This is a genomic window from Galbibacter sp. BG1 (assembly GCF_013391805.1).
In the GTDB taxonomy this organism is placed as follows: Bacteria; Bacteroidota; Bacteroidia; order Flavobacteriales; family Flavobacteriaceae; genus Galbibacter.
This window is the reverse complement of the sequence record NZ_CP058364.1, coordinates 420,348-431,981: the sequence shown is the minus strand read 5'-3', so window position 1 is coordinate 431,981 and position 11,634 is coordinate 420,348. Positions and strand designations below refer to the sequence as shown.

Annotated in this window: 15 protein-coding genes and 3 tRNA genes; 5 read left to right on the top strand and 13 right to left on the bottom strand. The window is 36.1% G+C overall.

Features of this window, described 5'->3' with window-relative positions:
* Window positions 1–102: 102 nt before the first annotated feature.
* Window positions 103–750, bottom strand: coding sequence for a hypothetical protein (locus HX109_RS01925; RefSeq protein ID WP_178949534.1), 648 nt, complete (start codon window positions 748–750; stop codon window positions 103–105).
* Window positions 751–833: 83 nt separating this feature from the next.
* Here HX109_RS01925 and HX109_RS01920 point away from each other — a divergent pair, with 83 nt between their 5' ends.
* Window positions 834–1,175, top strand: a complete 342-nt coding sequence (locus tag HX109_RS01920) for a DUF1801 domain-containing protein (protein ID WP_178949533.1) — start codon at window positions 834–836, stop codon at window positions 1,173–1,175.
* Between the two features lie 71 nt (window positions 1,176–1,246).
* Here HX109_RS01920 and kdsA read toward each other — a convergent pair whose 3' ends face one another.
* Window positions 1,247–2,065: a 3-deoxy-8-phosphooctulonate synthase gene (gene kdsA, locus HX109_RS01915; RefSeq protein WP_178949532.1), complete on the bottom strand. Its 819-nt coding sequence runs from the start codon at window positions 2,063–2,065 to the stop codon at window positions 1,247–1,249.
* 246 nt (window positions 2,066–2,311) lie between these two features.
* Here kdsA and typA point away from each other — a divergent pair, with 246 nt between their 5' ends.
* On the top strand, window positions 2,312–4,117 hold the full coding sequence (typA, locus tag HX109_RS01910) for a translational GTPase TypA (protein ID WP_178949531.1): 1,806 nt from the start codon (window positions 2,312–2,314) through the stop codon (window positions 4,115–4,117).
* Between the two features lie 42 nt (window positions 4,118–4,159).
* Here typA and HX109_RS01905 read toward each other — a convergent pair whose 3' ends face one another.
* Both HX109_RS01905 and ppgK read right to left on the bottom strand, forming a co-directional pair.
* Complete coding sequence (locus HX109_RS01905) at window positions 4,160–4,477, bottom strand: antibiotic biosynthesis monooxygenase family protein (RefSeq protein ID WP_178949530.1); 318 nt, start codon at window positions 4,475–4,477, stop codon at window positions 4,160–4,162.
* Entirely contained in the window at window positions 4,478–5,233 is a 756-nt protein-coding gene (ppgK, locus tag HX109_RS01900; RefSeq protein WP_178949529.1) for a polyphosphate--glucose phosphotransferase, read from the bottom strand.
* Between the two features lie 162 nt (window positions 5,234–5,395).
* Between ppgK and HX109_RS01895 the strand changes: the two genes are divergently transcribed.
* Window positions 5,396–5,623, top strand: coding sequence for a YgjV family protein (locus HX109_RS01895; protein WP_178949528.1), 228 nt, complete (start codon window positions 5,396–5,398; stop codon window positions 5,621–5,623).
* A 59-nt stretch (window positions 5,624–5,682) separates the two neighbouring features.
* Here the strand turns inward: HX109_RS01895 and HX109_RS01890 are convergent, their stop codons facing one another.
* From HX109_RS01890 to HX109_RS01870, 5 genes are all read right to left on the bottom strand, one after another.
* Window positions 5,683–6,030, bottom strand: coding sequence for a DUF86 domain-containing protein (locus HX109_RS01890; protein ID WP_178949527.1), 348 nt, complete (start codon window positions 6,028–6,030; stop codon window positions 5,683–5,685).
* Entirely contained in the window at window positions 6,023–6,313 is a 291-nt protein-coding gene (locus tag HX109_RS01885) for a nucleotidyltransferase family protein (RefSeq protein WP_178949526.1), read from the bottom strand. The genes HX109_RS01890 and HX109_RS01885 overlap by 8 nt, the downstream gene beginning before the upstream one ends.
* A 103-nt stretch (window positions 6,314–6,416) precedes the next feature.
* Window positions 6,417–6,500: transfer RNA gene (locus HX109_RS01880), tRNA-Leu, on the bottom strand.
* A gap of 152 nt (window positions 6,501–6,652) precedes the next feature.
* Window positions 6,653–6,725, bottom strand: a tRNA-Lys gene (locus HX109_RS01875).
* Window positions 6,726–6,928: 203 nt separating this feature from the next.
* Window positions 6,929–7,001, bottom strand: a tRNA-Lys gene (locus HX109_RS01870).
* A 153-nt stretch (window positions 7,002–7,154) separates the two neighbouring features.
* Here HX109_RS01870 and HX109_RS01865 point away from each other — a divergent pair.
* Window positions 7,155–7,670, top strand: coding sequence for a shikimate kinase (locus tag HX109_RS01865; RefSeq protein WP_178949525.1), 516 nt, complete (start codon window positions 7,155–7,157; stop codon window positions 7,668–7,670).
* Here the strand turns inward: HX109_RS01865 and HX109_RS01860 are convergent.
* Both HX109_RS01860 and HX109_RS01855 read right to left on the bottom strand, forming a co-directional pair.
* Window positions 7,662–8,165 (bottom strand): phosphoribosyltransferase family protein, encoded by a 504-nt coding sequence (locus tag HX109_RS01860; protein WP_178949524.1) that lies wholly within the window; start codon window positions 8,163–8,165, stop codon window positions 7,662–7,664. The two genes, HX109_RS01865 and HX109_RS01860, sit on opposite strands and share 9 nt — an antisense overlap.
* 114 nt (window positions 8,166–8,279) lie before the next feature.
* Window positions 8,280–8,645, bottom strand: a complete 366-nt coding sequence (locus HX109_RS01855; RefSeq protein WP_178949523.1) for an RNA-binding S4 domain-containing protein — start codon at window positions 8,643–8,645, stop codon at window positions 8,280–8,282.
* A 110-nt stretch (window positions 8,646–8,755) separates the two neighbouring features.
* Between HX109_RS01855 and HX109_RS01850 the strand changes: the two genes are divergently transcribed.
* Entirely contained in the window at window positions 8,756–9,691 is a 936-nt protein-coding gene (locus tag HX109_RS01850; RefSeq protein ID WP_178949522.1) for an FKBP-type peptidyl-prolyl cis-trans isomerase, read from the top strand.
* A gap of 331 nt (window positions 9,692–10,022) precedes the next feature.
* Here the strand turns inward: HX109_RS01850 and HX109_RS01845 are convergent, their stop codons facing one another.
* Both HX109_RS01845 and HX109_RS01840 read right to left on the bottom strand, forming a co-directional pair.
* On the bottom strand, window positions 10,023–10,601 hold the full coding sequence (locus HX109_RS01845; RefSeq protein ID WP_178949521.1) for a porin family protein: 579 nt from the start codon (window positions 10,599–10,601) through the stop codon (window positions 10,023–10,025).
* A gap of 56 nt (window positions 10,602–10,657) precedes the next feature.
* Entirely contained in the window at window positions 10,658–11,611 is a 954-nt protein-coding gene (locus HX109_RS01840; RefSeq protein ID WP_178949520.1) for a transketolase family protein, read from the bottom strand.
* Window positions 11,612–11,634: the final 23 nt, after the last annotated feature.

The window sequence follows — 11,634 nt, the reverse complement described above, 5'->3', positions numbered from 1 at the left end:
ATATAAAGATAACAAAATTTTAAAATTAAAAAACGGTCAAGCTTAAAATAAACTTAACCGTTTTGCATTGTTTTGTATCTCAATAATTAAAAAAATTGGTTGCTATTTTGCTAAAATACCGTCTTTTTGAAGTTTATTGATGATAGCTTCTGTATATCCTTTGGTAAAGTCGTCTATATTAGAAGGATTATATGTTTTAGATTGTGCCGACCAGATTAATTCTTCACTATCAGCATCATAAATATTAGTTTCTAAATAGTATACCTTATCAGTGGTGTAATACCCAGGATCGTACCCAAAACCATACATCGTATCATAATATCCATAGAAATTTCCATAATATCCAAACCCTACAGGATTGTACATAGCATAATTATTGGTGCCAGGTACATAACGGGATTCTGTTTCTTGATCTCTCAAGGTTATTGTTAATATTGCATCACTTTTAGACGCTCTAATTCTTTCTAGCAATGTTTCTTTTGATGGCTTATTTTCCTTTGTAAAAGTACCTGGAAATACATCGTGACTTTTTGTGGTCCCGATACCTCTTCCCTGTAATTGAAATGCCAATTCGTTTTCAATAGTGGTTTTGGCAGGAACATTTCCCGTAATAGCGGCAATAAATACGCTTTGATATTTTTTGTTTACAAAAGCTTCTTTATTGGCCCAAGAGGCGGTAACATTTGTAGTAGTTCCACATGAGTATACCAAAGCCAATGTTAGCAAGGGCAGAATTACTTTCTTTATCATAATTTATAAATTTTATACTAAATTAAATTTTATTTCTTTAAAATACTAAATTTATAACAAACTAAGTGTAAAAATTTTCCTTAATGAGCCCAGCCGATAAGTACATTCTGGATCAGCCTGAAAAATTCCGTATAATTTTGATGCACCTTCAATTAATTGTCGAAAACACAAAGGAAGATTTGGACCTGAAATACAAATGGCATTTGCCGTTCTACTACTATAAAGCAAAACCTTTTTGTTATTTCAACGTAACCCATGGCTACGTTGATTTATGTTTTATGAAAGGAATGCAATTGACAAAACATACGAACCATTTAGTAGGGAAAGACAGAAAATTGGTGAAATCCCTCAGGTTTTGGTCTGTTGATGATATCGACGACACCATTGTTCTGGAGGTAATAGAGGAGTTAAAGGCCTTATATTAAAATGCCACACATTTTAGTGCGGCATTTAAAAGGTTTTCTGGTAAAACCCCTAAAAAGTATCGTAATTCTTTCTAAAAAGTATTTACTGTTTTTCTAAGTGCTACTAAGTTTGTTAGTAGTTTTTCCAAGTGATCCAGGTGAAGCATGTTCGCCCCATCACTTTTGGCATTTGCCGGATCAAAATGTGTTTCCATAAAAAGGCCATCTACCCCGGCAGCAATCCCTGCTTTGGCAATAGTTCCTATCATGTCTGGGCGTCCCCCTGTAACCCCGCTGCTTTGATTGGGCTGTTGGAGCGAGTGTGTAACATCTAGCACAACAGGTGCATATTGTTTCATGGTAGGTACACCCCTAAAATCTACGATCATATCTTGGTAGCCGAACATAGTGCCTCGATCGGTAATAACAGCCTGTTCGTTTCCGCAATCCAATACTTTTTGAACGGCATGCTTCATACTTTCCGGACTCATAAACTGTCCTTTTTTCAAATTCACGGTTTTACCTGTTTCTGCAGCAGCTACCACCAAATCGGTTTGGCGTACCAAAAATGCCGGGATCTGCAACACATCTACATATTCAGCAGCCATGGCAGCATCACTTATTTCATGAATATCGGTCACCGTTGGCACCTTAAAGGTTTCCGAAACTTTTCTTAGTATTTTTAGCGCTTTTTCATCACCAATACCAGTAAAAGAATCGATTCTACTGCGGTTGGCTTTTTTGAAACTCCCCTTAAAAATGTAGGGAATTTCAAGTTTGTCGGTAATGGAAACAACTTTTTCTGCAATACGCAGGGCCATATCTTCCCCTTCGATGGCGCAAGGTCCTGCGAGTAAAAAGAAATTGTTCTTGTTGGTATGTTTTATTTGCGGAATTTTCTCTAAAAGCATTTCAATAAATATTTGTAGTACAAAGATACTGTTTTACTAAATAAGTAAATCTGTTGGTTCCTAAAGAAAAGTTACATTTTCCAATTTTAAAACAAACTTCTGATAGTGTGGTATTTATAGGGTTGTGTAAACCCTTTATGAAATAGTCTAATGAATTAAAAATCAAACATTTAATTAATTTTGCTTTTTTCTCTTATCTATCACAAATATACATTACCTTTGCGCCCTTAAAAGCGAGGGTATAATATGACTTCTATTAAAAACATAGCGATTATTGCGCACGTTGACCACGGTAAAACAACTTTGGTTGATAAAATAATGTATCACTGTCAGTTGTTCCGTGAAAACGAAAACACAGGGGATTTAATTCTTGATAATAACGATTTAGAGCGTGAACGTGGTATTACCATTACCTCTAAAAACGTTTCAGTTATTTATAAAGACACTAAAATAAATATTATAGATACTCCTGGTCACGCCGATTTTGGTGGAGAAGTGGAGCGTGTTTTAAACATGGCCGATGGTGTTTTACTTTTAGTGGATGCTTTTGAAGGTCCTATGCCACAAACGCGTTTTGTATTGCAAAAAGCAATCGATTTAGGGTTAAAACCTTGTGTGGTTGTAAACAAAGTAGATAAAGAGAACTGTACTCCAGAAGAAGTTCATGAAAAGGTATTCGATTTAATGTTCGAATTGGGAGCAGAAGAGTGGCAGTTAGATTTCCCAACTGTATACGGTTCGGCAAAAAATAACTGGATGTCTGAAGATTGGAAAAACCCAACTGAAAACATCGAGCCACTATTGGATATGGTAATCGAGCATATTCCAGCACCTAAATTACCAGAAGGAAATACACAAATGCTTATAACTTCTTTAGACTTTTCCAGCTTTACGGGACGTATTGCGATTGGTCGTTTAACAAGGGGTGAATTAAAAGCAGGACAGAACATTTCGTTGGTAAAACGCGATGGTTCTATCGTAAAAAGTAAAATAAAGGAACTTCATGTTTTTGAAGGTCTTGGACGTATAAAAGTAGACGAAGTACAAACAGGGGATATCTGTGCACTGGTAGGGCTTGAAGGTTTTGAAATTGGTGATACAGTTGCCGATTTTGAAAATCCAGAAGGCTTAAAAACCATTGCTATCGATGAGCCTACCATGAGTATGTTGTTTACCATAAACGACTCTCCTTTCTTCGGGAAAGATGGTAAGTTTGTAACATCCCGCCATATTAAAGACCGTTTAAATAAGGAATTGGAAAAGAACTTAGCGTTGCGTGTGAATGAAACCGACAGTGCTGATAAATTCTTGGTTTTTGGTCGTGGGGTATTGCACCTTTCAGTTTTAATTGAAACCATGCGTAGAGAAGGTTATGAGCTTCAAATTGGGCAGCCGCAAGTTATCATCAAGGAAATTGATGGTGTTAAATGTGAGCCTATTGAGGAGTTAACTATCGATTTACCAGAAAGCGTTTCAGGGAAAGCTGTGGAAATGGTAACCCTTCGTAAAGGTGAAATGTTAAGTATGGAGCCAAAAGGAGAGCGTATGAATATTGTTTTCAATATTCCTTCTAGAGGTATCATTGGATTACGTAATCAATTACTTACTGCAACTGCAGGAGAGGCGATTATGAATCACCGTTTCTTAGAGTACCAGCCATACAAGGGAGAAATTCCTGGAAGAAATAATGGATCGTTGATTTCTATGGAAAATGGAAAAGCGATTCCTTATTCTATTGACAAACTTCAAGATAGAGGTAAATTTTTCGTAGATCCGAATGAAGAGATCTATGAAGGTCAGGTTGTTGGTGAAAATTCCCGTAGTGATGATATGACGGTGAATATTACCAAAACCAAAAAACTTTCAAACGTTCGTTCTTCAGGAGCAGATGATAAAGCTAAAATTGTTCCTGCAATTAAATTCTCTTTGGAAGAAGCGTTGGAATACATCCAAAAAGATGAGTATGTTGAGGTAACTCCTAAAACTATGCGTATCCGTAAGATATACTTAAAGGAAACCGATCGTAAGCGTTTTGGAAAGCAAATAGGATAATTCGCAGAGCGAGATTTTATAAAACTAAAAGCGGATAAAGATTTAGTCTTTGTCCGCTTTTTTATTGTTTGTTATAATGGTTTCAAAATGTTCCACGGAGGGAAAAGGATCGTAATAATGATGTAATAGTTTTTTCCATTCTAAATACTCCTTAGATTTTCTAAACCCTATAGTATGGTCTTCAAGACTTTTCCATTCCACAATCAAAAGATAGGTGCTTTCCCTTTCAATACATTTTAGTAAGCTATGTTTTATATATCCATCAATGGAAGAAATGTATTTACTAGCTTTTTTAAAATCTTCTTCAAAAGCTTTCTCTTTACCTTGTATAACCGAGAGATATGCGGCTTCCGTAATCATCTATTTTGCCTTTTCAGTAGCTAGCTTCTTTGCAGCATACGCAGCACCAATAATACCGGCTTCGTTAAGGGTTTCTGCTTGAATGGTTGGGATTTTCATATCCAAATACTTTTCGTATTCTTCAAAGTATTTACTACCGCCCCCTCCAATAATAAATAAATCCGGACTTAAAATGAGTCCGACATAATTCAAAAACTTATTAAAGCGTTTGCCCCATTTTTTGAAACTCATGTTTTTATTCTTTCGCACTGAGTTTGCGGCATAATTTTCTACATTTTTATACTTTTTGAAGTACATCTGTCCCAATTCAAAATTTGGGATGAGTTCGCCATTATAAAAAGCGCCGCACCCAAGTCCGGTTCCTACCGTAATAATTAAAATGAATCCTTTTTTACCTTTTCCAGCGCCGAAATTCATTTCAGCAATTCCTGCCACATCGGCATCGTTGGCCACAACAAAAGGGAGGCCTGTTTCTTGTTCAAACAATTCTTCGGCATTCACACCAACCCATTTTTTATGCAGGTTGCTTTCCGTTAGGGCAATTCCATTTTTAATAGCGGTAGGAAAACCACAACCTACAGGCCCTTTCCATTTAAAATGACGGACGATTTCCTTTATTACCGCCGCCATAGCACCTGGGGTAGCGGGTCTGGGCGTTTCAATTCTAAAGCGTTCTGTAAGTAGAACACCTTTTTCAATATCTACAATGGCTCCTTTCATGCCGGAAGCGCCTACATCTATTCCTAAAATTTCCATGTGTATTTTCTTTGCTGAAAAAGTAATCTTTGACAGTAAAAATAATAGATTGTTATTATTATTCCATGTTTTTTAAGCTATTTATAAAAAATAAAAGAAGAATTGACTTATATTTATTCGAAGGATGCTTTTATAAAATGCATACAAAAAACGACTTTTTACATGGAATATTTTAGTACATCACCCACCGAATTGATAGGGTATGCAGCCTCATTGGGAGTGTTGCTTTCTTTTTTTATGAAGGAAATCCGCCGACTTCGAATTGTAAATTCTATGGGTTGTTTGCTTTTTATAATCTATGGTGTTTTACTTCCATCTCTCCCTATCATAATAACTAACGCAGCTATTTTAGGTGTTAATTTTTATTATTTGTTCGTGAAGAAAAGTTAGGTGTTTAAAGTAAAATGGGGTGTGATTTATTGAAGTTGCACTTTACATTTTTAGGAATTTCACTTTTTCTTTAGCTTTTCACAGATTTCTATAATTTGCCTTTTTAGTATCGGGATATCGTTAACTGCTGCGTCCCAAATAGTGTCTAGTTGGAGGCCAAAATATTCATGAGTCATAAAATTCCTCATTCCTCTCATTTCATTCCAAGGTACTTTAGGGTACTCATTTTTTATACCCTCGGAAATATGATTAGAAGCTTCTCCTATAATTTCAAAATTTCTAATTATGGCATCTTGTTCAATCCATCTTTTTTCGAAGGTATTAAAATCCTTAACAATCTTAACCAATTCCTCTATTTTAAATATGGATTCTAAAATATGTTCAAGCCGGAAGAGATTTTTATTCATCACTATATATAATGTTTAGATCATTTAGAATGTATGGCTTCAGTTTAGGATTGATGAATTTTTCGGAAACTAAATCAACTTTCCTGTTTAGTTTTTTTTCTAAATTCTGTTTTAATCCAATTAAATTAAACAATCCAATAGTATTTTTAAATTGATACAATATATCTATATCGCTATCTTCTGAAGCTTCATTTCTAGCTTCAGAACCAAAAATGCCGATTTTTGAAGGATTGAAAGGCATCATTGTTTTAATTATAATATCTATTTGATTGGACGTAAGCATATTCAAATATAGTAAATAACTTAATTTAAAGATGTATTAATTGGGGTTGGATTGGAGAGTGTATAAAATAAAAAAGACCTAGATAATAATCTAAGTCTTTTAGTACCGGGAATGGGAGTCGAACCCACACGCCCTAATGGACACATGGCCCTCAACCATGCCTGTCTACCAATTCCAGCATCCCGGTATTTACATTGGCTAAAATAAAAAAAGTTAAGCTATTAGCTCAACTTTTTTTTATTTAAGTGACCTGACTTAAATTTACCTAAATTTTGCTTAGTGTAGGCTTTTGCCAACTTAAACAAATAGTTATAAATTTATTTGCCAATTGTCACAATGTGACCCGACTGGGGCTCGAACCCAGGACCCCAACATTAAAAGTGTTGTGCTCTACCAACTGAGCTATCGAGTCTAAAAAAATAATAGCCCAAAAGGCTATTTAAAATAAAAATTAATAATATTTTTCAGCTGAAAAATATTAAAGTGATAAAGGCCTTAAAAAAGACAAAATATCACTTGGTGACCCGACTTGGGCTTACCTCGACCTTGCTCGGTACAGGCTTCTCGCCAATTAGAGCAAATAATGGTAAGTTATTCTTGCCAAAAGTCATTTAGTGACCCGACTGGGGCTCGAACCCAGGACCCCAACATTAAAAGTGTTGTGCTCTACCAACTGAGCTATCGAGTCATTACGTAATTTAAAAGTACGTGCGCAACGTTTCTCGTTTGCGGGTGCAAATATAAGACCATTTATTTATAATTCAAGCCATTTTTAATATAAATTTGTCTTTTTTTTGTAGAGACTTTATAAAACAGTGAAAATTAATAATTTGAATAGTACATGGTACAAATTTTAATAGGATATATGGGTAGTGGAAAGTCTACCGTAGGTAAAATAATGGCAAAAGAACAATCCTTACCGTTTATAGATTTCGACAATTATATAGAAGATAAAGAAGGCCTGTCCATCCCAGAACTATTTAAAACCAAAGGGGAAATTTATTTTAGAAAAAAGGAGGCCGCATATTTAGTCGAATTACTTTCAGAAGAAACCAACGCCATTATCTCTTTGGGCGGAGGCACACCTTGTTTTGGAAATAACATCAACGTTATCTTAGAAGCAACTAAGAATGTCTTTTATTTAAAGCTTTCAGTAGATAAACTGGTGGAACGTTTACAAAAAGAAAAAGTGCAACGTCCACTAATTAAGGATATAGCCAATGAAGCCCTGTCTGAGTTTATTAGAAAGCATTTGTTTGAAAGAAATTTTTATTATTTACAAGCACATCATATTATAGCTGTTGGCAACGAGTCCCCATCAGAAATTGCTAATAAAATAATGGAAAAATCAGCCTAAATAAACTGCATCGTTTCCCTCTTCAAAAACAACCGACACATGTTCTTGCAGTGAAGTGGAGAGGGAAATCCCTTTAAAATCTGCTTTTACGGGATATCTCTTGTGGTTTCTATCTACCAAAACTACCGTTTTAAGTTTTTTAAGTGGGACATTTAAAAAATGTTTAACCCCATAAATAAGTGTCCCTCCAGAGTTTAAAACATCGTCCACCAAAATAACGGACTTCCCTTTATATTCATTTTCGTCAATAGAAGTCTCAATAGGTTTTAGCAGGTTTTCCTTGTCTATTTTAACTTCACAAAGAGTCGTCTGTATGTCGGAAATCTCCAGCATCACGGCATTAATCTTTTTGGCGAGGTCTACTCCGCTAGCGGCTATACCAGCAATTACAATTTCTTTTTCATCCACGTAGGTTTCGTAAATCTGGTAGGCGATTCTTTTTATTTTGTGCTGAATTTCCTCGTGATTTAAAATTTTGTTTTGCTGATGGCTCATTGCTTCAAATTTTAGTCAAAGATAAGGAAGTTTGGGGTGAAAAAGATATTCGTTTTTGTCAGAATTTAAAGGTTTGTAAACTGGGGAAACAATAGAATTGAAAAGATGTAAAAACTAATCCTCCAAATAATCATCAATATCCCGTCGGTCTTTTTTTGTAGGTCTTCCGGTTCCTTTTTTTCTGTAATAGTCTTTGGAATACTTTAGTAAATCCACATGGTCGAAAGCTTCTTCGGGAGTGGTGTCTTTTCTGTAAATATCCACCAATTTAGCTCCCACACGGCTTTCTGGAATGTCTAAAACTTTTATTTGATAGTTAATCTGGTTTTTCCGTAACTCTATTTTATCCGCGGGAAAAACATCCCTAGAGGGTTTTACTTTTTGATCGTTTATTTTTACATGGCCCTTTTTGCAGGCTTCTGTAGCCATATTACGAGTTTTATAATATCGAATACACCATAAATACTTGTCAATACGCATAACACTAATTAAAAAATTTCGTTAATGGATAAAGCAAAAATACTAGAAAATAGTATCTTGCGCACCTGAAATTGTGGAATATAATAATATAGACTGAAAAAGCAAGATTGATGAAATTAAAATATTTAGTACCTGTGTTTATTGTTGCCTGCGCATTTTTTGCTTGCAACAATGATGATGATAGAGGGGATGGCTTTGAAGAAAGGGACGTGGCTGAGGTGGAAGCCGAGGATGATGCCGAGATACAACTTTACCTTCAAACACATTTTTATAATTATGAAGAATTTGCTAGTCCGTCGGCGGATTTTGATTATAAAATAGTCTTCGATACCATTGCTGGAGACAATGCCAATAAAACCCCTTTGATTGAACAGGTAACGGATACCGTGGTAGATTTTAGGGATGTGCCTCATACCTTTTATTATTTGATCGCAAGACAAGGCCCAAAAACCAACCCTAAGCCACAATTGGGGCAACAAGTTCTTGTGAGGTACGAGGGTAGTTATTTAGATGGAGAAGTTTTCGATGAGTCTAATGTTGAAACCTCTTTTAGTAGTTTGGGGGTAGTGGTTGGTTATGGAGATTTTCTCGTTAAACTTCGGAGTGCTTCAGGCTTTGATGAGAATGTTGATGGTACTATTAAATGGAATAACGATTATGGAATTGGCGCTGTTTTTTTACCCTCAGGTTTAGCTTATTTTAGTTCACCTCCTCCCGGTACTCAAATCCCCACTTACAGCCCGCTCATATTTAAGTCCGACATGCTACAGTTTAATGATTTAGACCAAGATATCATACAAACAGCTTCCGGGAATATCTCCTCGCCAGACGGAATCCCTTCTCATATGGAAGATGTGGACGGAAATGGGGATCCTCGCGACGATGATACCGATGAAGACGGAATACCTAATTATTTTGATGCCGATGATGATGGCGATGGGATCTTAACCGAATTTGAATACGATGTAGATGGAGATGGAATTCCAGACGATAGCGATGGTGACGGTGTTCCAGATTACTTAGATCCAGATAATCAGATTGGGTAATTTATAAATAGAGATAGATTGTTTTTAAAAAATACAACCTGCGAAGTTTTAAAGCTTCGCAGGTTTTTTTTATGTTATTTTTTTTAAACTTTAAGACCTACCATAGATGAAGGAATTAAACTATTTTGCTAAAACATATTTAAAGATGTGTAAAAATCAGGTATTCCAGAAATAAGAAAGGTTATGCAAGTCTTGATGGTGTTTACGGTTTGCTTTGTTAACCTGATGCTGGAGCAAGTTAATTTCTGGTATATTTTAGGCGATACGATGTTTATGGATAAAAAAAATCCAGCGGTTACCCCACTGGATTTTTTTTGAATACGTACTTCAATTATAATTTTAAAGACGCACTTAAAATGAGTTGGGAAGGTCTAGTGTCTATTCTTCCGCTTCCATTCAAGCCTACAAATTCAGCTTCATTATCACTAAATCCTCTTTCATAACGCAAATCTATTCCCAGTTTCTCACCAAGGTTAACTCCTACACCCATGTTTAATCCCACGGTAAAGTCGTTTTCCACATCGTTGAGGGTAACACCTTCCAAATCGGTGTCAAGAATATATTGCAACGAAGGTCCGGCAAAGATGTGAAGTGGCCCTATAAGATTAAGACCTAATAACAAAGGAGCGTCTAATTTTTTCATTTCAAACTTATCGCCATCATAATCAGAGTTTGTTTTGGTATACACCAACTCAGGTCTAAAATACAGTGTTCCAAAGTCCACTTTTCCAAATCCACCTAGGTGAAAACCAATTTGTGAATCGGAACCGATATTTCGGGTGTCCTCAAAAACTTCGGCATCTCCATTGGAGTTAAAGTTTAATCCCCCTTTTACACCAAATCCAGAGCCCGATTGAGCAAAGCTTGTAAAGCCTGCCAATAAGCAAATTATTAAAAGTGATTTCTTCATTTTGTCTGTTTATTTTTAAATTGTTAATTAAGTGTATAAACTAAGAATTACTTTATTTATTTTCTTTTTAACACTTTTGTAACAGCTTTAACAATAGCTTCACTATTTAAACCGTACTTATCCATTAATTGCGCAGGGGTGCCACTTTCCCCAAAAGTATCTTGGGTGGCAACAAATTCCTGTGGGGCAGGGGTGTTGGTGGCAAGTGTTCTGGCGACACTTTCTCCCAACCCGCCTAAGAAGTTATGTTCCTCAGCAGTAACCACACATCCTGTTTTCCCTACGGAAGCCAATATAGCTTCTTCATCTAAAGGTTTTATGGTATGAATATCCAATATATCCGCAGAAATACCTTGTTCTGCTAATTTTTCCCCTGCTAGAATGGCTTCCCAAACCAAATGTCCAGTAGCGATAATAGTAACATCGGTTCCATCGTTTATTTTAACGGCTTTCCCGATTTCAAATTTTTGATCGGCTGGCGTGAAGTTCGGTACTGCAGGGCGGCCAAAACGTAAATAAACCGGTCCATGGTGCTCGGCAATAGCTATGGTAGCCGCTTTAGTTTGGTTAAAATCACATGGATTGATAACCGTCATCCCTGGCAACATTTTCATAAGTCCGATATCTTCCAAAATCTGGTGCGTAGCTCCATCTTCCCCAAGCGTTAATCCCGCATGGGAAGCACAGATTTTCACGTTTTTATCAGAATAAGCGATAGATTGCCTGATCTGGTCGTATACCCTTCCTGTAGAGAAATTTGCAAAGGTTCCTGTAAAAGGGATTTTACCTCCAATGGTTAATCCGGCGGCGATCCCCATCATATTAGCTTCAGCAATTCCTATTTGAAAGAAACGATCTGGATTTTCATCGATAAAATCCTGCATTTTTAAAGAACCTACCAAATCGGCACATAAGGCTACAACATCTGGATTGGTTCTCCCCAATTCTGTGAGTCCGGCACCAAAACCGCTTCGTGTATCTATTTTTTCTGTATATGTATATTTTTTCATTTTATAATTTTCTGTGTTTTACA